Genomic DNA, 21,329 nt, shown 5'->3' with positions numbered 1-21,329 from the left:
CTCGTCCCCCAACTGTTACCCCCATGATGCGCGGGATCGCGCAACCGGGCGGGAGGTGGATCTGTCTCACCAGGCACAAGACAAAGAGGGCGATCACGCTCAGGGGGGCGATCATGCTCAGGAACGACGTTGCGGTCAGAACGCTCGCGGCGGCGGCCGCTATGGCCGTGGCCGTGGTGACGGCCGGCTGCACTGCTCAGGCCGCGACCAAGGAGCGGCAGGCCACCGCCACGCCGAGTGCGTCGCCCACGACCGCCGCACCGTCGGCGACGACGACGCCCGAGCCGTCGACGACGCCCTCGGCGTCGGCCGGCACCTCGGCTCCGGCGCCGAAGATCCTCATGGCCGCGGGCGCCAAGGGCGAGCAGGTGCGCGAACTGCAGGCCCGGCTCGCGCAGATCGGCTGGTTCGACGACAGGCCCACCGGGACGTACGGACCGGTCACCACCACGGCGGTCAAGGGCTTCCAGGGCAAGCGCGGGCTGCCCGCCAGCGGCAGCACGGACGAGGTCACCTGGCAGAAGCTGCTCGGCATGACCACCGAGCCGACCCGCGACGAGCTGGACGGCAAGGAGGTCGAGAAGCCGAAGGCGAAGCCGGACGCGCGGTGCATGACGGGCCGCGTGATGTGCATCAGCAAGACCACCCGGACGCTGTCCTGGATGATCGACGGCAAGGTCCTGTCGACGATGGACGTCCGCTTCGGCTCGCAGTACACGCCGACCCGCGAGGGCACGTTCACCGTGGGCTGGAAGTCCCGGGACCACGTGTCGACGATCTACCACACGCCCATGCCGTACGCGATGTTCTTCAGCGGCGGCCAGGCCGTCCACTACTCGTCCGACTTCGCGGCCCGCGGCTACAACGGCGCCTCGCACGGCTGCGTCAACGTCCGGGACAAGGGCATGATCGCGGCGCTGTTCGACCAGGTGCGCACGGGCGACAAGGTCGTCATCTACTGGTGAGCCGCCTCGCACGGACGAGGGCTTCCGGCGGAAGAAGATCCGGAGACGACCGGAGAGGATCCGGAGCAGGAGAGAGGGCGCGGGCGGGACCGGGGGAACGTGTCCCGCCCGCGCCATGTGCGCTGAGCCGTGGGTACGGGGGGAACCCCGGCTCTTCGCGCGGCCGATGACCAGTCGGCTCACTTCTTACTGCGCCATCGGCCGGAAAAACGTCACACCGCCTCCGCGCGGGCGAAAAACCGCAGGTCACAGGAGGCTGCTGGCCAGGCCGGCCGGGGCGTCACCGGGCGCGGAAGCGGTCGGGATCACGGTGGCCGACGGGTCCTCGGGGAGGACCGTCCAGGAGACGGGCGGGATCTCGACGGGATCGGCGTCCTCGGAGCCGGTGCCGCCGGACTGCTCGCCGCCCGCGTCACGGTCGCCGTCGCCCTTGCCGTCCCCGTCGCCGGAGCCGTCGTCCTTGTTTGCGCCTTCGCCGGCGCCGTCGCCCTTGCCGTCGCCGGCCTTCTCGGGGCCGAGCAGGCGGTCGCAGAACCGCTTCACGCCGTCCGCGCCCTTCGCCAGCTCCTCCAGGCGCTGCTTGCGCTCCGCGGCGAGGGTGCCGTTGCGGTAGTCCTTGCACGCCTCGACGGAGTCGCGCAGCTCCGCCTCGCTGCCGGCGCCCCCCGCGCCCGGCGTCGCCCAGCCGCCGTCACCCGGACTGCCGGAGCCGGTGCCGTCGGTCCCGTAGGACGGACCGGTGGATCCGCCGCTGAGCGACGGCGATGCCGGGGGCGTGGTGACGCCGGGAGGCGAGGACGTGCCGCCGGTGGCACCCGGCGTCTCGGACCCGAGGGGGCCGGGCGTCTCGGCGGCCGAGACGGAGGAGGCGGGCAGCGGGCGCTCGTCGCCGCCGAAGGGTGTGGGCAGGACGCCCGTACCGGCCGCGACCGCCACCCCGCCGAGCGCGAAGGCGGCCACCGCGGCGGCGAGCCCGACGCGTACGGGGCGGCCGAAGCGCAGCCCGGAGACCGGCACGGCGGGTCGCTTCACCCGTACCGTGCCGAGGAAGTCACCCGCGGGTGCCGCCGCATCGGCCCTGGCCTTGCGGAACGCGGCCATGGCGGCCGCCTCGCCGGGCAGCTCGCCGTCGTCGTGGCGATATCCGGGATCGGCGGCGCCGCCCAGGACCTCGAAGAGCCGTGCGGCCTGCATACGGGCGTGTTCGTCGTGGGCCTCGACAGACTCGCCGCGCAGCAACCGCTCCGCCGCGTCCCTGTCAAGCCACTCGTACCGCTCGTCGGCCATCACATGTCCTTCTGCGTCCGCGAACGGGAATGCGTCACACCGGCCGGCGCTGTCGCGCCACGCCGACGGCCACGCTGCGGGGGCACTCCGTCGAGATCCGGAGGGGATCCTTCCTCCGACGCACCGGCCGAACGACCGTCGGCGACCTGCGGTTTCGCTCCGGCCTCACCGAAATCGCCGCCCTCGTGCAGCAGTTCGGCGAGCCGCTTGAGACCGCGGTGCGCGGCGGTGCGCACGGCACCGGGGCGCTTGCCGAGCGTCTGCGCGGCACTCTTCGCGTCGAGCCCGACGACGACCCTGAGGACGACGGCCTCGGCCTGGTCCTGCGGCAGCTGGGCGATCAGTGCCATGGTGCTGTTGGTGGTGATCGACTCCAGCGCCTCGGCGACGGTGTCGGAGTCGGCGGGCTTGCCCGTCAGCTCCGTCTCGTCGCCGCCGACGGCGGGCCTGCGGCCGCGCATCCGTATGTGGTCCAGCGCGCGGTTGCGGGCGATACGGGCTGCCCACCCCCGGAACCGGTCGGCGTCGCCGGTGAAGCGGTCGAGATCGCGTGCGATCTGCAGCCACGCCTCCGACGCGACGTCCTCGGCGTCCGTCTCACCGACGAGCGTGCGCACATAGCCGATCAGCCGCGGGTGCACGGTGCGGTACACAGTCCGGAAGGCGCCTTCGTCCCCGTCCTGAGCCGCGAGCACCGCGGCGGTCAACTCCGCGTCGTCCCCCAGCACTACCTCAACCTGTCTGAATCGCAGCTGGTCACCACTGCCGCGCCACCCTGCGCGAACCAGCACGCTACGTCGTCGTCCGGGTGCACGTCCATGCCTAGTACAAGCGGCAACAACCTAACAATGCAGCGCGCTGTGACAGAAAACGCACGCACGGCGCTGAGAGTAGTGCGGGGTACCACTGCGACCCCGCCCGAAGCGACGACCGGGGCCTCTCCTGTGGGGGGTGGCGGCCCCGGTCGTCCTTCTTTTCGCCCCTGCCCGGGGTTCTCGACGCGATGGCCGGGGCCGCGATCCGTAATCGATTCGATACGCAAGGCGGCGCCCACCACGCCGCGCGCCCACGCATTCCTCACACATCGGCCACGTGCTCAACACGCTCTGCGCGTCGGGCGAGCGCCGCGTCCGCCCCGATCCGGATGTGTCCGCCCCGCCGATATGGTCTCCGCATGACACAGGAGTTCGACCTCGTCCGGTCGCTGGCCGCGGCCGTCGACGACCGCGGCGCCGCATGGGAGTTCGTCCGGGGCTTCGCGGCCGACTGGACGACCGAGCCGCTCGGAACCGGCGACGGGTGGTCCGAGGGGGACCTCGCCGCCGCGGAGGAGCGGCTCGGGCTGCGGCTGCCCGCCGCGCTGCGTGAGGCGTACGCCCTCCTCGGCCGGCGTGAGGACCTCACCGGCAATCACGACACGCTGCGCGCCCCGCAGGAGCTCGAGGTCGACGAGGCGGGCGAGGCGCTCGTCTTCCGCGACGAGAACCAGGGCGCCGCGCGCTGGGGCATCCTGCTCGCGGACCTGGCCCAGGAGGACCCGGCCGTGCGCATACGGCCCGACCTGGCCGACAAGAGCAGGGAGAAGTGGGAGGACTGGCTGGCCCGGACCTCCCTCGCCTTCGTGGAGATCGTGCTGTCGGAGTCGCTGCACGCGCCCGACGATCTCGTGGACGTCCTGGACGGGCTGGACGAGCAGGATGCCGAGGAGCTCGAACAGCACGGTGTCAGGCTGCCGTTCCCGCCGTATCCCCCAGGGGAGGAGCCGGGCACCCGCTGGTTCCTGCGCGACGACGTGCTGCTGCGTGAAGACGCCGGGGCCTGGCTCATGGCCCGGGGCCGTACGGAGAAGGTGCTGGACGCGGTCCGGGAGGCGATACCGGGCGACTGGCTGAACGGACAGCGGCGGGGCGGGATCTGAGCGGGGCGCGGCTCGCGGAGCCGCGCCCCGGCATGCGTCAGCCGATCGCGATCCGCGGGTTCGCCGACGGCTTGACCCACCCCATGAACCGGTCCATCGTCGCGCGCGGCACCGACACACAGCCGGCCGTCGCGCCCTTGCCGTTGACGTGCAGGAAGATGCCCGCGCCGCGGCCCGGGACGGCCGGCCAGCGGTTGAAGTTGATGACCAGCGCCTTGGCGTACTGCGTCGGGTAGTTGATGAGGTGCTCGCTGCCGCGCTCACCGGACTCGGTGAGCGGGAAGTCCGCGCCCTCGGCCGTGTGCATCTGGTTGTAGTACTTCGACTCGGGGTCCTGCACCCACCAGTGGCTGTCGTTCACCTTCGTGTACGGCATCGCGGTGCCGCTCGACTCGACGCCGAAGCCCTCGGTGATGGTGTACGTGCCGGTCGGCGTGGTGTACGTGCTCTGCCTGCGCGTGGCCCCGTCGGTCACGCCGTTCGACCCGACCCGGCCCGCGCTCGTGGAGAACTGCGCCTTCCAGCCCGCCGAACCCTTCTGCCACGCGGTGACGGTGGCGTACGAGCCGCTGGCCTTCACCGTGATGATCTGGGTCGCGTTGCCCACGTTCACGGGCACGGGGAAGTCGGGCGCGGAGGGCGCGGTCGTCTGCTCACCGGATCCGCTGCCCGAGCCGCCCTTGGCGCCCGAGGCCGTCGCCGTGGGGGTCGCACTGCCGGACGCCTTGGCGGAGGCGGACGCGGAGGCCGAGGGCGACGCCGAGGCCGACGCGGAGGCGGAGACCGAGGGGGACGGGCTCGCCGACGCGGACGCGTCCTTCGACTCGTGCTCCCCCTGGCTCGCACCGGGCGCGACGGAGGAAGCGGAACCGGCCGGCTCCTGGTCCCCGCACGCGGACAGCAGGGACATCGCGCCGACCACGGCGAACACGGACGCATACCTACGGGAAGAACGCAGCACGAAATGATCCTTGGCTCGTCGGAACGGCGCGGCAGCGGACGGGCCGCGCCCGTCAAGGCGGCCGGTTATACCCGGCCGTGGCCTCTCAACGCCAGGCCGCGGACAATCCGGGCAGGAGTGAGCGCCGTTGTCAGCGCCCCAGGATACGTTCCCGGATCATGAGCTACCACATGCACCTGCGCGCCACGGAGGAATCCGCGCTCGACGGGCGGGACTTCGCCTGGCTGCTGGACTTCATGAGTGCGGCGTGGGACTGGGACGTGCGCCGGGCCGAGTACGCCGCCGGCGTCGCGACATCCGTCGAGAAGGACTTCGACACCGTCCACGACCTGTGCCGGGCGGGCGCGGACCTGCCCGCGGGAGCCGGCGGAGCCTGGGAACTGCCGGTCTTCGGCGGCCACGTGGTGCACGACCCGGCCGACGGCCAACCGCCGTTCGCCCTGCTGACCGCCGCCGGGACGCGAAGGGCGGCGGCGTTCCTCACGGACGTGCCGTTCGAGGCCCTGTGGGAATCCGCCGGTCCCAGGATCGAGGCCTGGTTCGGCCCAGGCTGGGACGAGGGCGAGGTCCAAGACATCTACGCCGGGCACCACAGGGACCTGCGCGCGTTCTACGGCCGGGCGGCCGGGGCGGGGCAGGCGGTCGTGAAGGCGTTCTGGTACTGAGACGCCTCGACCGCGCCACGGAGAACGGGAAGCCGGAACGGCGCCCGAGCCTCAGTGCACGTCGAACTCGACACCGTGCCGGATGTCCGCGGTGCACCGGAACACCCGGAGGTCGCCCCACCTGCCGATCGTGATGATCGCGTCGACGGACGGCCTGGTCGAGTAGGGCAGCATGGCGGGATCCTAGGGTGCCCGCAGGCCCACCCGAGGAGGGCCTTCGCGTCGGCCAGTAGCGGCCGCGACCGGCGCAGGCAGTACAACGGCCGTCGCGGGCAGGCCGTCGCCGTCCCGTGCGGTCAGCACACTGAAGCCCGCGTCGGGGAAGACCAGTTCCGCTTCCCGGTCGAGCACGCGCAGCCCCCGCTCTCCCGTCAGGGGAACGGTCTCCACGTCAGCGCACGCCCGCCGGGAGCTCGATCTTCCCCTCGTACGTGCCCTGGTTCTCCTCGGTGACCCGCTGCTCGAAGGCGATGTCCTGGCCGTTGTACGGAACCAGGAAGCCGAAGTCGAGGCGGTGGCTCTTGATCCGGTACGTCTTCGCGTCCAGCACCAGCACCTCCTCCAGGCCGGAGAGCGTCAACTGCCCGTCCTGGACGGGGATGCCCGCCTTGCGGAGCTGGGCGGCCGTGGGGTCGAACTCCCGCTTCGCCTTCTTCGCCCACGCCCGGCCCTGGACGGCGCTCAGCTTCTGCCTGCCGCTCACGACACGGAGTTCGACCGTGCCGCCGCCGTCCGTCTCGGTCACCTTCACGTCGCCGCCGGCGGCCTGCGCGTAGATCCGGAACTCCTGGACGACCGCGACCGGGTCCTCGGCCTTGTTCCGCATCTCGGGGTCGGCCGGGGAGACGGCCTTCCAGGCGGCCCCGCCCTCCTTCAGGTACCCCTTCTCGCCGACGACATAGAGCTCCTCGCTCTTCTTCGTCCCCTTGCTGCTGGTGCTGACACCCTGCGTGTGCAGCGCCGCAGGCTTCATGCCGCGCCGGACCGTGCCCTCGTAGGTGGCGGAGCTCTGCTGCCCCTGGAGCGTCAGGCCCTCCTCGCCCTCCACGGAGAACGTCCAGCCGCTCTCGTCCCTCATGGCCTTCTCGGCGAGGTCCAGGTAGTCCTCGGGGGACTCGGGCGCGGCGGGCGGTGCGGCCGCCGGGTCGGACTGCTTGGCCTCGGGACTGTCCACCGCGGCCGGCTCCGCCGCCCCGCCGTCCTGCGTCGTGCCGCAGGCGGCCAGCGAGAGCGCGAGCGGAAGAACGAGCGCGGCGGCGTATCCGAGTCGAGTTCGCATGGAGCGGTTCCTTACGTCACGGCGGGGCGGGCGCGCGGACTGTACAGCAGCGATGCCCCTGTGATCACGCCACCGGTCATTCTTCGCATACCGCCGGGCCCACCAGCCCGTCCTCCGGCCCGGGCTCGTGGCTCTCGAACCAGTGGATGTCGAAGTAACGAGCCGTCGAGAACGGGTGCTCCCGCTCGGTGAGCATGCGGCGGACGAACTCGGCGGTCGTCCCGTCGAACCGCACCCAGGAGTCGGGGATGTCCTCCGTCACGAGGACCGGCCACGTGTCCGGGTCGGGTCCCTCGGTGAGCCAGTAGAACTGGGCCTGCTCCGATGTCCCCCACCTCAGCAGCCCGCCGGGCGCCGGGTACACCTCGTACGGCTCCCACAGCCGGCCACCGTGCGTCCGGGCCCACTCCCCCAGCCACTCGGTGTGCCGGACGATGTCCCCGCTCTCGGACGAGGCGTCCGGGATCTGGAGCTGGAGGAACCCGTCGAAGGCGCCGGCCCCGAAGATCTCGACCAGCCGCTTGTAGTCGCCGGGCAGCGCGGTCCCGAGCCGGGCCTCGACCCCTGCCCAGTCGACCGTGCGCACACGGCTCGTGTCCCACCCCGTGACGGCGACGACCCCCTCCACCCAGGAGGTCTCGTCCGCCATGTCCGCGGCCGGGTCCTCCCGTTCCGCGACCAGCACCACGAGCCGGACGCCGTCACCGCCCCCGTCGGTACGCGCGACGCCGCAGCCGATCCAACTCCCCCCGTACGCCCAGCCGCGCATCTCCACGATCCGGTCGCCGAACGGGGCAAGAAGCGGAAGCCCGGTCCGCACGGTCACGGTCGGGTCGGCGTGCCCGCCCATGGCGAGGTTGCGCTGCTGCCCGTACCGCCCGCCGAGCGCCTCCTGGAGCGCGGCGAGACCGATCTCCGCCGACGGCGACAGACACACGTGCCCCGCCGGGTGCCCCGTCCTCTGGCACACGAGGTCGCCCGCACCGGGGGCGGCGGTCAGCCGGTGGACCACCGAAAGCAGGTCGTCCCGGCCGAGTGCCTCTCCTTCATCCATGCCGTCAAGTGAAGCTGACGGCACCGACATCGACCTCGGCGGAGCAGGCGATGACATCGATCGGGGTGCCGACCAGCCCAGACCTGCTCCCACCTGGATACCCGGTCACGACGGCGGCCCCCTCGCTCACCGCCCGAACTCCTCGACGAGAGGCTGTTCCGGCCCGGGCACCTCTACCACCCGCACCCATGACGAGGAGGGCGGGGAGCTGCTGTCCGGCGCGGACCTCGACGACTGCCACGTCGCCAGCTCGCACCACACGGTCTTGCTGCCGGGCCCCTGTTCCACACCCCACCGCAGGGTCAGCGCGTCGAGCAGCGCAAGACCCCGGCCCGACTCGTCGTCATCGGCGGCCTCGCACAGGACGGGCAGGGCACGCGGGTCGGGGTCCGTGACCTCCAGGCGCGTACGGCCCTGCTCACAGCCCACCCGAACGGTCACGGGCACGCCCTCACCGAGATGCCGGACGACGTTCGTCAGCAACTCGCTCGCGCACAGCTGGAGATCGGCGCAGGGACCGCCCATGTACGCCCGCAGGGAGCTGCGCACCCCGGCAACGGCCTTCGGGGTGGCGAGCAGCTCCAGCGTCAGGGGCCGTCGCATCACGCCACCCCCTTGCGGAGGGCGGCGACCAGCGCGCGGGCCGTCAGCAGGTTGCAGTTGCCGAGCGCGACGAGCGGCCGGTTCGGGTAGCGAGCGGCGAAGGTCGGCAGGTCGACGCCGAGGGACGGCAGCGTGATGCCGTGTGCGGCGAGGGCGGCCCTCAGTTCCTCGGCGCAGGTCTGGGCGTCGGGCTGGTCGTGCATGGGTCACACCTTCCAGTGCGCTCTGTGACGAATCACTCACACACTGCCCACCATGCGCGTAGGTTGAAAAGTGTTCAGGCTTCCGGCTCTGAACTGCACGGATGCACGGCGCAGTTGGTACGGGCCGGGGAACGCCGGGAACCGGGCGGTAAACGGCACCAGGGACGGTGGACGATGGGGCAGCGCAAGGACATCGACGGCTCGGCGAGCGTCCCGACCTTCTACGGCAGCGAGTTGCGCTGGAAACGGGAGGAGGCGGGCCTGACCCTCCAGCAACTGGTCGAGGGCAGCTTCTACGGCCCCAGCCACCTCAGCGAGATCGAACGCGGCACGCGCCGGATGCCGGCGGAACTGGCCGAGCACGTCGACACCGTGCTCGGCACGGACGGCTTCTTCAAGCGCCGCTGCGAGGACGTGCGGAAGGCGAAGCGGCGGGGTCACGCGAGCTACTTCGAACGGGTGCTGGAGGCGGAGAAGCACGCGGAGACCATCGAGGAGTGGTGTCCGACCCTGATCCCGGGGCTGTTGCAGACGGACGCATACGCGCGGGCGGTCGTGCGGTCGGCGCACCCGTTGGCCCCCGACGAGGAGGTGGAGGAAAAGGTCAGCGCCCGGATGGCGCGGGCCCACCTCTTCGAGGACGACCACAAGACCCCGGAGTATTGGGCGATCCTGCCCGAGTCCCTGCTGCGCCAGCCGATCCTCCCGCCGGAGAAGACGGCCGAGCAGTGGGAACGCATCGCGGCTCTGGCGCGCCGCCGTCGGATCGTTCCCCAGATCCTTCCGGCGAACTGCGGACCGCATCCCCTCATGATGGGCATGGCCAAGGTCATGGCCTTTGTCGATGCCCCGCCGCTGGTCTACTTGGAGTCTCAGTACAGCGGGGACACAGTCGATGATCCGGCCCTCGTGAAGCAGTACCGCAAGGCATACGATCGGCTCAGGGCCGCCGCACTGCCGCCGGAGGCGTCCCTCGCCCTGATCGAGCAAGCGGCTGAGGATGACCGACATGGCAAGCAACGGGATTGACTTGAGCACCGCTGCATGGCGCAAGAGCACCTACAGCAACGGTGACGGCGGGGACTGCGTCGAGGTCGCCGAGGCTTTCCCCGGCGCCGCCCAGTGGCGCAAGAGCACGTACAGCAACGGCAGCGGCGGCGACTGCGTCGAGGTGTGCGACGCCCACACAGGCGTCGTCCCCGTCCGCGACTCCAAGGTCCCGAGCGGCCCGGTCCTCACCGTCCCGGCCCCGGCCTGGACGTCGTTCGTCAGCGCCTTGAAAGACAGGGCCGTCGGGACTGCGTAAGCCGAGGGCAGGTCAGCCGAGGGGCTGGAAGAAGGGACCCTCCGGAGCGAAGGTGCGCGAGCAGACGCCCACGTCCTCGCCCCTCAGATACGCCAGCATCCAGTCGCCGAACGACATGGCGTACTCCAGGAACTCCCCTTCGTCGCTCTCGTAGACGAAGACCGACCATGCCTCGGACGCGTCCTTGGGGACCCGGAAGAACATGGTCTCCCCCGATGCGGCAGACCCCCAGGGGAACAGCTCCCCCGGGGCCGTACCCACCGGCTGGGTGACCATGTCCTCCGGCGCGTGCGCCCAGGCCTCCATGTCCGACCTGATCAGCTGTCCGAGGTTTCCTCGCGCCACACTCGGATGAGTCGTGTGCACCTGATTGTTGATCCGCACCGGCCCGTAGGCGTCGCAGAACTCACGGAAGTCGTCCGGAAACACGATCCCGAGCTCTGCCTCGAGCCGGTGCCAGGGAGCCGGGTCGGACCACCCGAACCGCGGATCACCCAGCAGCGCCCTGATGTCCTCAAGACTGGCCATGCTTCGCTCCCGTCGATGGTGTTCCGCGATCGGGCGGGCCGGGCCCGCGCCGATGCGTACTACCTGCCGGCGCTGATCGCGTACGCCACGATCGCGGTCGCCGCGGTCGTGAAGAGGACGACGACCAGCCGAGCCGTCCAGTTGTCCTGCTCGATCGCCATCTGGATCGTTCGCCAGAACTGACTTCCCATGACGCCCCCATGGCATCGTGCGGTCTGTTTCCGCGCGATGACCAGTCGGCTCACCCGCTACTGCGCCCAGACCCGGAAAAACGTCACACACGCAGGCGGAGCACCGCCACCGCCTGACGTCTTCGACTCCGGTCGCCTACGGCCGCGCCGTGTCCAAGTGGCCTTCGAGGACCGTGTGGGTGATCAGGGGACGGCCCCCACAGGGTGAGCAGTTCGTTGGCGAGGGCCATGATCGGGAGCGGGTGCCGACGGCCCTGCACCTCGATGGCAGCGGCGGACAGACCGCGCGGAACGGCGTCGGCGTCGAGCAGGACGCGCCACTCCTCGGGCGCGAGGTCCAGGTACTCGAGACCGGTCAGCTGGGCGTCTCCAGCGGGTCGGCAAGCGTACCCGGGTAGGCGCTGAGGTCAGGGCGCCCCGGTACGGAGACGCCCGCGATGGCGTGATCACGACGGCACGGTATCTTCCTCTCGCGGCGCGTCGAGCGTCTCTCCGCGCCGCATCAGGGAGGGAAGAATGCGCGTATCTCTGCTTCGGCGCCTGGCCGCGATGGCCACGACGCTGGGGCTCACCTCGCTCGGGCTCCTCGGCGCGGGCGCGGCGCCCGCACAGGCCGCGATCAGCGACTGCCCGTCGGGCTATTTCTGTGCCTGGAAGAGCGACAACGGCACAGGCACCATGTTCAAGACGAACACGAACAAGGCGACGCTCGGGACCTGGGACAACACGTTCCAGACCGTCGTGAACCACACCTCCAAGTTCGTCTGCCTGCACCAGGACCCGAACTACGGCCAGGCCGGCGGCGTCGACATCTGGGCACCCGACCCCGCGGGAACCGAATGGGGCCACTCGGCTCCGTCCATCAGCTCGGTGAGGTTCGTCCCCACCGAGCGGGAGTGCATCCTCCCGCCCTACCCGCAGTGGTACGCCACGACCGCGCCCCAGGCGGCGGGCTTCGGTGACATGAACGCCGACCTCCGGGCCGACGTCCTCGTCCGGGACAAGGCGGGCCGTCTGTGGTTCCTGCCCGGCGACGGCACCGGGAGGCTGGTCGGCACCGGCGGCTGGAACGCCATGAACGCCCTGGCCCGGCACGGCGACTTCAGCGGTGACGGCCGCGAGGACGTGATCGCCCGCGAGGCGTCCACCGGGAAGCTGTGGCTGTACCCGGGTGCCGGCACCGGCAGCCTCGGTACGCGCAAGCTCATGGGCACCGGCGGCTGGAACGCCATGAGCCGGATCGTCGCCTACGGAGACCTCTCCGGCGACGGCCGCTCGGACGTGCTGGCCGTCGAGAAGTCCACGGGCAAGCTGTGGCTGTACCCCGGCACGGGCGCCAGCACCCTCGGTGCGCGCAAGCTCATCGGCACCAGCGGCTGGAACGGCATGAACGCCCTGGTCGGGGCCGGTGACATGAACAGTGACGGCCGCCCCGACCTGATCGCGCGCCAGGCCTCCACCGGCTACCTGTACCTGTACCCGGGCAGGACCGGGGCTCTCGGGTCCCGTGTACTGATCGGCAACGGCGGCTGGAACGTCATGGACACGCTCCTGGGCCTGGGCGATGTCACCGGCGACGGCCACAGCGACCTCGTCACCTCCACCAAGAGCAGCTATGTCGGCGAATCGTGTCGTGGCGTCGGCTGCCAGCTGGTGTACCCGGGCCGCGGCACCGGCGCGCTGGCACCGCGCGTGGAGACGGGCGACGACTGGTGGAACCTGAACGGCTTCCTCTGATCCAACGGCTCCTCCAGGGAAAGGGCCTCCGCTTCCGGGCGGAGGCCCTTTCGTCATGCGCGGGCCAGGCCGCGCCTCGGCCGGCCGCGTCCTAGTCGCCCGAGTAGCCGAAGAAGCCCAGGCGGGTCGGCTCCGGCTCGTCACCGCCGTGCCGTTCCTCGAAGACATGCCATCGCGCGCCCCTCCCGGTGACCTGTGAGACCGGCACGACCTTAGAGATGGGCACTGACAGCCGTCCTGCGTCCCGCCGTTCACGGAACATGCGGCGCGACGAACGGGCTCGGCACCTGCGTCCAGACGACCACCAATGAGCCCCAGGTGCACGAGACACAGCACCCAGGCGCTGCGCCACCTGCGCGCCACGGCCGCCGTGGCGGCGAGAAACACCGCCGACAGGACCAGACAGAAGAAGGCGCCGGCGGCCGTGTCCGGGTCGCTCGTCGGGGTCGTCTCGACGCCTACGGCAGGAAGGGCGAGGGCCAGCATGCACAGCGCCACGGCGTACAGACCCACTGCGCAGACCCCCGCGCAGCCACAAGCGCGCTCTCCCGCCCAAAGACGCAGGCCGAGCGGCTGTACGGGGCGGGCGCGCTGATGGACGACGGGCCTGGGGAACGAGAACGCCTCTACCTCCACGATCGCGCTTGCATAATGCAAGCAATGCGACTATTTTTGTTGCATGGCCACTCTCTATGTACGGGACCTGCCCGAGGAAGTCATCACGGAGCTGAAGGTACGGGCGGCCCGCAGCCACCAGTCGCTACAGGCGTACGCTCGGTCCCTCCTCGAACAGGAGGCGGCCACCCCCGCCCTCGAAGACGTGGTGGCCCGCATCCGCGAACGCGCCACAGCACGCCTTTCCACGGACGAGGTGCTCCAGGAGATCGACGGCGGAAGGCGTCACGAGTGATCGCCATCGACGCGGGGGCGCTGGTGATGCTGCTGGCCGACGCGGGACCTGTGGGAGAAGCGCTGCGCGACCGCGTCCAGGGCGAGCGACTGCTCGCTCCCTACCTGGTCGACATCGAGGTGACGTCGGCACTGCTGGGACGCCATCGCGGTGGCAAGCTGACGGACCAAGAGCTGGAAGACGCACTTGCCGCGTTCGACGACCTGCCGATCCGACGCCTTGAGCACGTACCTTTGCTGCCCCGGGTGCGAGATCTCTTCGCCAACCTGTCTGCTTACGACGCCACTTACGTGGCTCTGGCCGAAGGGTTCGACGTGCCGCTCGTGACCAGCGACGGGCGGATCAAGGACGGCGCGCGGGCGAAGCAGGCGAAGTGCGCGGTCGAGGTGTTCAACGAGAGGACGCTGCCCCGGGCAGAGAGCGGCTGAACCACCCCACCACCTCCGCCACAGACTTCAGGAACGGAACCCTGATGTCTCGTCCCAAGGTATTCCGTGCCATTCCGTCAAGGCGTAAGCCATGAGGCGGTCATTGAACTAGTTGGAGCCGGGTTCATCCAACAGGGGCTTGCCGCAGGTCCTCCGGTAAGAGCCAGGTCTTGAGGGAGCCACGGACAGGGAAAAGCCCCGCCGGAGACCGGCGGGGCTTCCCGTTCCATCACTGTGACGCTAACGATCCCGACCGGCACCGATGCACGGCTGCGACGCGCAACTCACTCGATCACCCGATCGAGTTTGTGGACTCGCGCGCAGGTGCCCGTGTCCGACTCGATGTCCGCGGTCCTCAGTCGATAGACCGCGGGCTCGACGTCCACCAACAGAAGTTCGTCCGCGCGGGCGTCCGTCCCGGGCAGTGCCGCGTCGAACATGGCCAGTCGGCCGTTCACCTGCACGACCGGGCCGTCCTCCCACTCGTTCACGAAATCGATGCCCCCACGCACGACCTCGACGAGTCGAGAATCACTGGGAGCCGCGATCCACTGAACAATGGCATGGAACTCGTCCATATAGGTTGTCGGAGCGGGAATATCGTTGATCGCCAACGCCGGGGAGGGTGCTGACGGCTCTCCGAACGGCACCATCCCGGTGTAGCCATCGACCTCACAGGCGTTGTCGTAGTCGGAATTCGTGTAACCACCCCAGAGGCGCCTCAGCGATTCCTCCACGACGATCACCGGTCCGCCCTCCGACTCAATCCATGCGAGGCCCATGACGTACTTCCTCCTAATATCCGAGTTCCTTGGCGATTCGATCGTAGATCGGCCTCATGATAGGCGCCAACTGCCTCGCCCATCCAGCCTGTTCCCTGCTGCACTTGAGGCACTGCGGATAAAGCCGCTGCGGGAAACCGTCGGGCACCCAAGAACTGATGGGCTGATGGTCAGGAACGTACCCCTTCTTCGAGCCGAAGGGGAAGATGATTCCGCAGGTATGGCACCCGAATCGGCTGCCGATCTCGTTGATCTGGTCCCTTTCCCCGCCCGGAGATTCGTCGAACTTCTGCGACTTGCTCTTCGCCGGGATCGATTCGGCCGCGTAGGGACCGATGGGACAGACGACTTCGGGATCGGACCGGTCCTTCTTCTTCTTGGCATTGTGCACCAGAACCGGCGCATCGCCGGCCATCACGTAGTACGTGTGCTGGCCTTCCACGGTGATGTTGTGGACGCGCTGCGTGCGGTGTGTCTCATCCACTGCTGTGACCTGCGCCCAGACACCGGAAGCCGTCTGGAGCCACATGCCGGGCTCGAGTTCACCCGCATCGGCCCACGTGCCGAAGTCAGGCAGCCAGAAGGGGTGCTCGTCCGTCGCAGTAACGGTGGTGGGCTCGGCGCCACCCTCCTTGCCATCGGGGTCGATGGTGAGAGTGACCAGGTGCTTGACACCATCACCGGTGATGGTGTCGGTCACCTTGCGGGCCTGCAGTTCGCCGGTCTCCGGGTCGGAGGCCACAACGTACTCGCCCTGCTTGAGGTCCTCGATGTTCTTCGTGGACCCGTCGACCATCAGGACCTTGGTGCCAGGCACGAAGCTGTTCTGCGTCGCAGGCTTCTTACAGGACCCCCTCTCGCCGTCCTTGGGCTTGGACTCCTTCTTGTGCTTGGGCTTGGACTTGGGCTGTGCCTTCGTCTCGTCCTGAGGCTTCTTGTGCTTCGGCTTGGCATTGGACGCCTTGTTGCTGCCCTTGATCGCGTCCGCGGCCTTCGCGCCCTTCTTCGCGTACTTGGCCGCCGTCGCCGCCGCGCCGATGCCCGGGATCGCCGCCGCCATCGACAGCGCCGCGTCCTCGTAGTTGCCCTCAGCTGCGTACCACACGCCGTTCGCGACGTCCGCTACCTCACCGATCACCGGCACCATGCCCGCCACGTCCAGGGCCGCGTGGCCCACGTCCGAGAGGGAGATGTCGATGCCGAAGAGGTGGCCGTCGAGCTCCACGAAGGAGATCGGGTTGCCGCCGGCGAACGCGTAGCGGTTGCCCGTGTACGGGTCCGTCGCCAGGCCCATGTCGTCCAGCGCGCCGCCGTACATGTCACGCGTCAGGAACCGGTTGAGGCCCGGGTCGTAGTTCCGGAAGCCCATGTCATAGGTGCCGGAGCCGTCGTCGTGACGTGCCGCGTTGTAGCGGTAGTCGTTGTACTGCTCCTTGTCCGGGTTCGAAGCGTCCGGCTTGTCCGCGCCGGTGAACTGCTTCTCGTCGTCGGAGCCGTACGCCGAATACCCGTACGTCGCCCTGGTGTTGCCGTCGTCCTTGGTGATCGCCTCCACGTCACCCTTGGGGTGGTAGAGGAACTGCGAGTACTCCTTCGTCGCATCCGAGTTGTGCTTGATCTGGGTCAGCTTCTGGCCCCACGGCGAGTACTGGTAGGACTTGGTCGCCTTGCCGGCGACCTCCTCCCGCAGCACCTTCGACTCCATGCCCAGGTACGTGAAGAGCGTCGTCTTCCCGCCCGTCCCGGACGTGGTCTCCTGCGCCGTGCGGTCGAACGCGTCATACACGTACGACGTCGTCTTCGCCGACGCACCCGTGCCCGCCGTGTGCTTGGCGATCCGGTCGAAGCCGTCGTAGGTGTACTTCTCCTGAACCGACCCGTTCGACGACACCGTGTCCAGGCGGCCCAGCGGGTCGTAGTTGTACGTGGACGCGACACCGCCCGCGGACGTCTTCAGCAGACGGTTGCGGTCGTACGTCGACGTAGACGGGACCCCGCCCACCGTCTGCTCGACGATGTTGGAGTTGCCGTCGTACTTGTACGTCTCGGTGCCCGCCGCGTCACCGGTCTTGGTGACCGTCTTGATGCGGTCCTGCGGGTCGTAGGCGAACGTCGAGACGGTGTCCAGGTAGTCCGCCGCGTTGTCGGCGTTCATGACCTTGGACGTGTCCTTGGAGCGGTTCCCGTTCGGGTCGTACTCCAGGTCGTGCGAGGCGACGAGGGTGCCGCCGCTCTTCTTCTCCACCTGCGACTTGACCGCGCCGTTGAGCCAGTACGCGTAGTCGACGGTGTTCCCGTTCGGCTTCGTCTGCTTCAGCGGCTGACCGCGGTCGGTGTAGGTGAAGGTGGTGATCTGCTGGTTGCCCGCCGTCGGCGAGTCCGCGTTCGTGATCTTGTTGATCATGTCGCGGATGTCGTACTCGGCCTTCGACCACGTCACGTCGTGCGTGGTCTCGACCGGGTTGCCGTTGACGTCGTAGGCCAGCGCGGTCGTGTTCTTGACCGTCGTGCCGAGCTTCTCCTCGACCTTCGTGAGCTGGTTGAGCTCGTCGTAGGTCATCGTGTACGCGTCGGCCTTCGCGCCCGGCGAGAGGTCCTTGACCTCGGCCAGCAGGCCGTTGACGTCGTACCGGTAGGTGAAGTCCTTCTTCTCGTTGTCGGTCTCGCCCGTGTTGGAGCGGACGAGCTTCAGACCGTCGGCGACGACCGTGCCGTCGGCCAGGTCGGACAGCGTGACCTTCTGAGTGCCGGACTCCGTGAAGGAGTACGAGCCCAGCGAGACCCACTCACCGGAACGGGTGGTCTGGTTCACCGGCTTGGTGACCTCGCCGCCCGCGTGGGTGATCTTGAACGGGGCGTTGGTCGCCGCGCCGGTCACGTCACCGTGCCGGACGAAGACCTCGTACGTGCCGTCCTGCGGGATGTTGAGCTGCCAGGTGAAGGAATCGAGGCCGAGTCCCTTCGGGTGCGTACGGACGTCGTAGCCCCACTGGCCCATGGCCTGGGAGGCGTTCCAGCTGCCCTGAGTCGCCGTGTTGTTGACGTCGGTGGAGTCGACGACCACGACGTGGTTGCCGACCGGGATGCCGTCGTCGGAACGGGCCTTCTGGTTGCCCGAAGGGTAGAAGTCCCACGTCATCGTGCGCTGCGACGAGCCGCCGGCCGAGGTCAGCGTGTTCTTCGTCTGCTGGCCGAGCGCGTTGTAGTCGTACGACGTGGTGATCTCGAACGGGTCCTTCGCGGACTTCGTCCACCCGTTGTCGTAGTAGGTGTACTGGGTGTCGTTGCGGACCGTCTGCCCCTGCGACGGCGGCGCCGAGACACGCTCCAGCTGGCCCACCGAGTCGTAGAAGAAGAAGGTCTTGTCCGGGGTGCCGTAGTCGGCGTCACCGGAATCGAACGGGCGGAGCTGCTCCTTGACCCGGTTCAGCTCGTCGTAGACCGTCTCGGAGGTGAAGTCGGTCGCGTCGTCCGTGGTCGCGACGCCGCGCGGGCTGATCTCCTTCGTCTGGTTGCCGACCTCGTCGTACTCGAATCGGGTCGTCCGGTAGGTGATGACACCGGAGGCGTCCTTCGAGTACGGGACCTTGATCTCCTTGACCAGGCCGCGCCGGTCGAAGACCGACTCCGTGGTGTTGCCCTCGGCGTCCGTCGCCTTCGGCGAGCGTCCGTCGAGGTCGTACTCGACCGTCGTGAACTTGCCGGCCGCGTCCGTCGTCTTCGTGACCCGGTGGTTCAGGTCATAGGTGTACTTGGTGGTGAAGTCGGCGGTGTCCGCGGTCGCGTTCTTCTTCGGGTCGACGACGGTGACCACGTTGCCGACGTTGTCGTACTCGGTGGAGACCTTGTCGCCCTTGGCGTTGACCACCGAGACGGGCTGGTAGATCTCGTCGTACGTGTAGGTCGTGGTGTAGTCGCCGACCGTGGCCGTCAGGTTGCCCTTGGGCTCGGTGACGGTCTTGACGTTGCCGACCTTGTCGTACGTCGTGGTCGTGCGCCGCTCGGGATCCGTCGTGAGGTCCTTCGGCGCGAGCGAGTCGGTGACCTGGTCGGCCGCGTCGTACACCGAGGACGACTCGGCGCCGCTCGGCGTGAAGACCTTCAGCAGGTTGTTGTTGGCGTCGTACTCGGGCGCCGGGGTGGTGATGTAGACGCCTGCCGCCTGGTCCTTCGGCTGCTTCTGCTCCAGCGGGCGGCCGAAGTAGTCGTAGGACTGGGTGACCTTGGCGCCCTTGGCGTTGATGACCTCCTTGGTGTTGCCGCGCTCGTCGTAGACGAAGTTCGTGGAGTTGTTCAGCGCGTCCGTGATCTTCGTCGGGTAGCCGTGCGGGCCGAAGCCGAAGTACGTGGTGGCGTGGCCGTTCGCGTCGGTCTGCTTGGTGGGCTGGCCGTACGCGTCGTACTCGGTGGTCGCCGTGTAGTCACCGGCGGTCGCCGAGGCGACGCCCTCCGGGTCCGTCACCGACGTCTGGTTGCCGAACTGGTCGTAGCCGAACTCCCAGATGTTCCCGAGCGGCGAGGTCTTGCGCCACAGATCGGCGGAGTAGCCGTCGACCCGCGTCGTGTACTCGAACTTCGTCGCGTTGGCCGGGTAGGAAGCCGGGTTGCAGTAGTCCGTGGGGTTGAACTGCGTCCAGGACTTGGTGACTTCCGCGTCCCACATCCGCAGCGGGTAGCCCGTCTTCGGGTCGTAGCAGGACGCGGTCTTGGCGCCGTTGGCCGCCTCCATGTAGACGACGTTGTTGTCCGCGTCCCAGCTGAGCTTGGTGGTCTGGGACTTGGCGTTCGTCATCTGCACCGGGCGCGCGAAGTCGTCCAGGACGTGGTCCGTGGCGCGCGACTCGGCGTCGGTGACCTTGGTGTCGGTGAACTTGGTGTTCAGGACGTTGGGCTTGTACGCGAAGTTCGTGGCGAAGTTCCGGCGATCAGTGATCGTCTTGGTCCACCAGTGGTACTTCGGGTCGTCGCCCACCTGCGGCGCGTAGTACGCGAGGGAGGTCGCGTTGCCGCGCGGGTCGGTCGCCTTGACCAGCTTGACGTTCTTGTTGCCCTGCGTCGCGTCGTAGGTGAACTTGAAGACCTTCGGCTGCGTCGAGAGCTCACCGTCGATGATCTGACCGAGCAGACCCTTGTCGGTGTAGTAGAAATTGATCTTGCGGCCCGAGACGTCCGTCATGGACTTCACGTGGTCGTAGATCTTGGAGTTGGTCAGATTGGTACCGCTGACCTTCGCGCCCGTGGCGTCGATGTACTGGTAGGACGCGTCGCCCTTCTTGTAGTACTCGACGGTGAGCGACTGCCGGCCGGCCGGGTCCGTGATGTAGGTCAGGAACTTGGTCGGCTTGTTGTTGGACCGGCGCTCTTCGTAGGTGAACGTCTGCGTGTTGCCGTCGTTGTCGACGACCGACGTCATGTAGCCGTCGCAGCCGAACAGGAACCGCGTGCCGTCCGGGCGCGTGAGCGTCCACGCGTCGGGGACCGGGTCGTTGGTCGGCTTGCAGTCCAGACCGGCCTTGGCCGTCAGCTTGAAGTGGACACCCGCGGGGGCCTTCCACACGCTGTTGGTGGCGTCCCAGCGGAAGACGTGCGTGGTGCCGTCGCCGTCGGGGAGCCGGACCTCGGTCGGGTTGGGGTTCGGGTGGAAGTCCAGCGGCGCGCCGAGACGCGTCGGACCGGAGACCTGAGCCGACCAGCCGTGACCCAGGACGGTGTCCGAGGTGTCCAGGCTGTTGTAGGCCAGGCGCGCGAAGGTGTTGAGTCCGCGGCCCGGGTTGTTGATGGCGTTGTACTGCCACACACCGTTGCCGGACGCCAGGTTGTTCATGAAGGTCGACCCGGCACCGGTGTTCTTTCCGGCGTACGAGTAGAACTTCTCCAGACCCAGCGTGTTCGACGTCGGGTCCTCGACCGCCACGTTCTGCTTGAGCGGTGGGATGCCGCCGGTGCCGGCGGAGAGCCAGGTGCCGTCGGCGATCTTGCGGACGTCCCAGCCCAGTACGTACTCGTTGCGCTTGTTGCCGGAGTCGGAGTTGATCGGGGTGGCGACCTTGGCCTGGATGGTGGCGGACTTGCCCGGCAGCAGGGCCGGGATCGCCGTCTTGAGCTGGTTGCCGCCGGTGGTCACGTCCGTGCCGTCGGGAAGCTTCCAGGTGTAGGACAGCTCCCGCTCACCCGCGGCCCACGCCGTGGCGGTGGTGTTGGTGACGGTGAACTCCACCGTGTAGGTGGTGTTCGGCGTCATCCGCGCCGGGGTGGTGGGCGCGTAGTACGTGTCCTCCGTGGTGGAGTCGACGTAGATCACGCGCAGCAGCGGCCGCAGCTGCGGGTCCGGTGCGGCCGAGGACAGGAAGATGGAGCGTTCCTGCGGGCCGGCGGTCGACTCGTCCTTCAGCTTGATCAGGGTGCCCTTGTTGCTGATGGGCGTCTTGACCCAGCCCTGCGTGAGGCTGGTGGCGTCCCACCAGTGGCGGCCCAGGTCGGTGTTGAACGCCGGCACGTAGTCGGAGACGACC

General features: G+C 68.9%; 21 protein-coding genes and 1 pseudogene. 8 read left to right on the top strand and 14 right to left on the bottom strand.

What is annotated here, in order from left to right; all coding sequences use genetic code 11:
- Positions 1 to 113: 113 nt before the first annotated feature.
- Positions 114 to 965, top strand: coding sequence for a L,D-transpeptidase family protein (locus tag AB0K02_RS20185; protein ID WP_365993823.1), 852 nt, complete (start codon positions 114 to 116; stop codon positions 963 to 965).
- 246 nt (positions 966 to 1,211) lie between these two features.
- On the opposite strand, the gene AB0K02_RS20180 is transcribed toward AB0K02_RS20185, so the two are convergent.
- Together AB0K02_RS20180 and AB0K02_RS20175 are read right to left on the bottom strand one after the other, a co-directional pair.
- Complete coding sequence (locus tag AB0K02_RS20180; protein WP_365993822.1) at positions 1,212 to 2,252, bottom strand: hypothetical protein; 1,041 nt, start codon at positions 2,250 to 2,252, stop codon at positions 1,212 to 1,214.
- Positions 2,252 to 2,980 (bottom strand): RNA polymerase sigma factor, encoded by a 729-nt coding sequence (locus AB0K02_RS20175; protein ID WP_365993821.1) that lies wholly within the window; start codon positions 2,978 to 2,980, stop codon positions 2,252 to 2,254. Before AB0K02_RS20175 ends, AB0K02_RS20180 begins: the two co-directional genes overlap by 1 nt.
- A 446-nt stretch (positions 2,981 to 3,426) precedes the next feature.
- On the opposite strand from AB0K02_RS20175, the gene AB0K02_RS20170 reads away from it, so the two are divergent.
- Positions 3,427 to 4,170 (top strand): SMI1/KNR4 family protein, encoded by a 744-nt coding sequence (locus tag AB0K02_RS20170; RefSeq protein ID WP_365993820.1) that lies wholly within the window; start codon positions 3,427 to 3,429, stop codon positions 4,168 to 4,170.
- 37 nt (positions 4,171 to 4,207) lie between these two features.
- On the opposite strand, the gene AB0K02_RS20165 is transcribed toward AB0K02_RS20170, so the two are convergent.
- Positions 4,208 to 5,131: a L,D-transpeptidase family protein gene (locus AB0K02_RS20165; protein WP_365993819.1), complete on the bottom strand. Its 924-nt coding sequence runs from the start codon at positions 5,129 to 5,131 to the stop codon at positions 4,208 to 4,210.
- A gap of 158 nt (positions 5,132 to 5,289) precedes the next feature.
- Between AB0K02_RS20165 and AB0K02_RS20160 the strand changes: the two genes are divergently transcribed.
- Positions 5,290 to 5,796 carry a DUF1877 family protein gene (locus AB0K02_RS20160; RefSeq protein WP_365993818.1) on the top strand — a complete coding sequence of 169 codons (507 nt, stop codon included), beginning with the start codon at positions 5,290 to 5,292 and terminating at the stop codon, positions 5,794 to 5,796.
- Positions 5,797 to 5,847: 51 nt separating this feature from the next.
- On the opposite strand, the gene AB0K02_RS20155 is transcribed toward AB0K02_RS20160, so the two are convergent.
- From AB0K02_RS20155 to AB0K02_RS20135, 5 genes are all read right to left on the bottom strand, one after another.
- Positions 5,848 to 5,970 (bottom strand): hypothetical protein, encoded by a 123-nt coding sequence (locus tag AB0K02_RS20155; RefSeq protein WP_365993817.1) that lies wholly within the window; start codon positions 5,968 to 5,970, stop codon positions 5,848 to 5,850.
- 217 nt (positions 5,971 to 6,187) lie between these two features.
- Positions 6,188 to 7,075 carry a hypothetical protein gene (locus AB0K02_RS20150; protein WP_365993816.1) on the bottom strand — a complete coding sequence of 296 codons (888 nt, stop codon included), beginning with the start codon at positions 7,073 to 7,075 and terminating at the stop codon, positions 6,188 to 6,190.
- Positions 7,076 to 7,151: 76 nt separating this feature from the next.
- On the bottom strand, positions 7,152 to 8,129 hold the full coding sequence (locus AB0K02_RS20145) for a hypothetical protein (protein WP_365993815.1): 978 nt from the start codon (positions 8,127 to 8,129) through the stop codon (positions 7,152 to 7,154).
- A 126-nt stretch (positions 8,130 to 8,255) separates the two neighbouring features.
- Entirely contained in the window at positions 8,256 to 8,732 is a 477-nt protein-coding gene (locus AB0K02_RS20140; RefSeq protein WP_365993929.1) for an ATP-binding protein, read from the bottom strand.
- Positions 8,732 to 8,935 (bottom strand): hypothetical protein, encoded by a 204-nt coding sequence (locus AB0K02_RS20135; protein ID WP_365993814.1) that lies wholly within the window; start codon positions 8,933 to 8,935, stop codon positions 8,732 to 8,734. Before AB0K02_RS20135 ends, AB0K02_RS20140 begins: the two co-directional genes overlap by 1 nt.
- Positions 8,936 to 9,109: 174 nt before the next feature.
- Here AB0K02_RS20135 and AB0K02_RS20130 point away from each other — a divergent pair, with 174 nt between their 5' ends.
- Together AB0K02_RS20130 and AB0K02_RS20125 are read left to right on the top strand one after the other, a co-directional pair.
- The gene (locus AB0K02_RS20130; RefSeq protein ID WP_365993813.1) at positions 9,110 to 9,964 is read left to right on the top strand and encodes a helix-turn-helix transcriptional regulator; all 855 of its coding nucleotides are present in this window, start codon (positions 9,110 to 9,112) and stop codon (positions 9,962 to 9,964) included.
- A 1-nt stretch (position 9,965) separates the two neighbouring features.
- Positions 9,966 to 10,241 carry a DUF397 domain-containing protein gene (locus tag AB0K02_RS20125; RefSeq protein WP_365993812.1) on the top strand — a complete coding sequence of 92 codons (276 nt, stop codon included), beginning with the start codon at positions 9,966 to 9,968 and terminating at the stop codon, positions 10,239 to 10,241.
- A gap of 12 nt (positions 10,242 to 10,253) precedes the next feature.
- On the opposite strand, the gene AB0K02_RS20120 is transcribed toward AB0K02_RS20125, so the two are convergent.
- From AB0K02_RS20120 to AB0K02_RS20110, 3 genes and pseudogenes are all read right to left on the bottom strand, one after another.
- Positions 10,254 to 10,769: an SMI1/KNR4 family protein gene (locus tag AB0K02_RS20120; protein WP_365993811.1), complete on the bottom strand. Its 516-nt coding sequence runs from the start codon at positions 10,767 to 10,769 to the stop codon at positions 10,254 to 10,256.
- A 59-nt stretch (positions 10,770 to 10,828) separates the two neighbouring features.
- Positions 10,829 to 10,960 (bottom strand): hypothetical protein, encoded by a 132-nt coding sequence (locus AB0K02_RS20115; RefSeq protein WP_365993810.1) that lies wholly within the window; start codon positions 10,958 to 10,960, stop codon positions 10,829 to 10,831.
- 136 nt (positions 10,961 to 11,096) lie between these two features.
- Positions 11,097 to 11,366, bottom strand: a pseudogene (locus AB0K02_RS20110) (SMI1/KNR4 family protein); the annotation flags it as partial.
- Between the two features lie 110 nt (positions 11,367 to 11,476).
- On the opposite strand from AB0K02_RS20110, the gene AB0K02_RS20105 reads away from it, so the two are divergent.
- Positions 11,477 to 12,697 (top strand): FG-GAP-like repeat-containing protein, encoded by a 1,221-nt coding sequence (locus AB0K02_RS20105; protein ID WP_365993809.1) that lies wholly within the window; start codon positions 11,477 to 11,479, stop codon positions 12,695 to 12,697.
- Between the two features lie 91 nt (positions 12,698 to 12,788).
- On the opposite strand, the gene AB0K02_RS20100 is transcribed toward AB0K02_RS20105, so the two are convergent.
- Entirely contained in the window at positions 12,789 to 12,923 is a 135-nt protein-coding gene (locus tag AB0K02_RS20100; protein ID WP_365993808.1) for a hypothetical protein, read from the bottom strand.
- Between the two features lie 453 nt (positions 12,924 to 13,376).
- Between AB0K02_RS20100 and AB0K02_RS20095 the strand changes: the two genes are divergently transcribed.
- A complete protein-coding gene (locus AB0K02_RS20095) occupies positions 13,377 to 13,607 on the top strand; it encodes an antitoxin (RefSeq protein ID WP_365993807.1) in 231 nt (76 codons plus the stop codon).
- Entirely contained in the window at positions 13,604 to 14,035 is a 432-nt protein-coding gene (locus tag AB0K02_RS20090) for a type II toxin-antitoxin system VapC family toxin (protein WP_365993806.1), read from the top strand. The genes AB0K02_RS20095 and AB0K02_RS20090 overlap by 4 nt, the downstream gene beginning before the upstream one ends.
- 284 nt (positions 14,036 to 14,319) lie before the next feature.
- Here AB0K02_RS20090 and AB0K02_RS20085 read toward each other — a convergent pair whose 3' ends face one another.
- Together AB0K02_RS20085 and AB0K02_RS20080 are read right to left on the bottom strand one after the other, a co-directional pair.
- Entirely contained in the window at positions 14,320 to 14,817 is a 498-nt protein-coding gene (locus AB0K02_RS20085; RefSeq protein WP_365993805.1) for an Imm21 family immunity protein, read from the bottom strand.
- A gap of 13 nt (positions 14,818 to 14,830) precedes the next feature.
- The gene (locus tag AB0K02_RS20080; RefSeq protein ID WP_365993804.1) at positions 14,831 to 21,313 is read right to left on the bottom strand and encodes a polymorphic toxin-type HINT domain-containing protein; all 6,483 of its coding nucleotides are present in this window, start codon (positions 21,311 to 21,313) and stop codon (positions 14,831 to 14,833) included.
- Positions 21,314 to 21,329: the final 16 nt, after the last annotated feature.

It is taken from the genome of Streptomyces sp. NPDC049597, assembly GCF_040675505.1.
GTDB lineage: Bacteria > Actinomycetota > Actinomycetes > Streptomycetales > Streptomycetaceae > Streptomyces.
Note: the sequence above shows the minus strand (reverse complement) of the source record. Positions and strands in the feature narration are given on the sequence as shown.

Bases quoted from the DNA above. Each gene is read 5' to 3' on its own strand.
- AB0K02_RS20185 (WP_365993823.1), top strand. From the start codon at position 114: ATGCTCAGGAACGACGTTGCGGTCAGAACGCTCGCGGCGGCGGCCGCT.
- AB0K02_RS20180 (WP_365993822.1), bottom strand. From the start codon at position 2,252: ATGGCCGACGAGCGGTACGAGTGGCTTGACAGGGACGCGGCGGAGCGG.
- AB0K02_RS20170 (WP_365993820.1), top strand. From the start codon at position 3,427: ATGACACAGGAGTTCGACCTCGTCCGGTCGCTGGCCGCGGCCGTCGAC.
- AB0K02_RS20160 (WP_365993818.1), top strand. From the start codon at position 5,290: ATGAGCTACCACATGCACCTGCGCGCCACGGAGGAATCCGCGCTCGAC.
- AB0K02_RS20155 (WP_365993817.1), bottom strand. From the start codon at position 5,970: ATGCTGCCCTACTCGACCAGGCCGTCCGTCGACGCGATCATCACGATC.
- AB0K02_RS20150 (WP_365993816.1), bottom strand. From the start codon at position 7,075: ATGCGAACTCGACTCGGATACGCCGCCGCGCTCGTTCTTCCGCTCGCG.
- AB0K02_RS20145 (WP_365993815.1), bottom strand. From the start codon at position 8,129: ATGGATGAAGGAGAGGCACTCGGCCGGGACGACCTGCTTTCGGTGGTC.
- AB0K02_RS20140 (WP_365993929.1), bottom strand. From the start codon at position 8,732: ATGCGACGGCCCCTGACGCTGGAGCTGCTCGCCACCCCGAAGGCCGTT.
- AB0K02_RS20135 (WP_365993814.1), bottom strand. From the start codon at position 8,935: ATGCACGACCAGCCCGACGCCCAGACCTGCGCCGAGGAACTGAGGGCC.
- AB0K02_RS20130 (WP_365993813.1), top strand. From the start codon at position 9,110: ATGGGGCAGCGCAAGGACATCGACGGCTCGGCGAGCGTCCCGACCTTC.
- AB0K02_RS20120 (WP_365993811.1), bottom strand. From the start codon at position 10,769: ATGGCCAGTCTTGAGGACATCAGGGCGCTGCTGGGTGATCCGCGGTTC.
- AB0K02_RS20115 (WP_365993810.1), bottom strand. From the start codon at position 10,960: ATGGGAAGTCAGTTCTGGCGAACGATCCAGATGGCGATCGAGCAGGAC.
- AB0K02_RS20105 (WP_365993809.1), top strand. From the start codon at position 11,477: ATGCGCGTATCTCTGCTTCGGCGCCTGGCCGCGATGGCCACGACGCTG.
- AB0K02_RS20095 (WP_365993807.1), top strand. From the start codon at position 13,377: ATGGCCACTCTCTATGTACGGGACCTGCCCGAGGAAGTCATCACGGAG.
- AB0K02_RS20085 (WP_365993805.1), bottom strand. From the start codon at position 14,817: ATGGGCCTCGCATGGATTGAGTCGGAGGGCGGACCGGTGATCGTCGTG.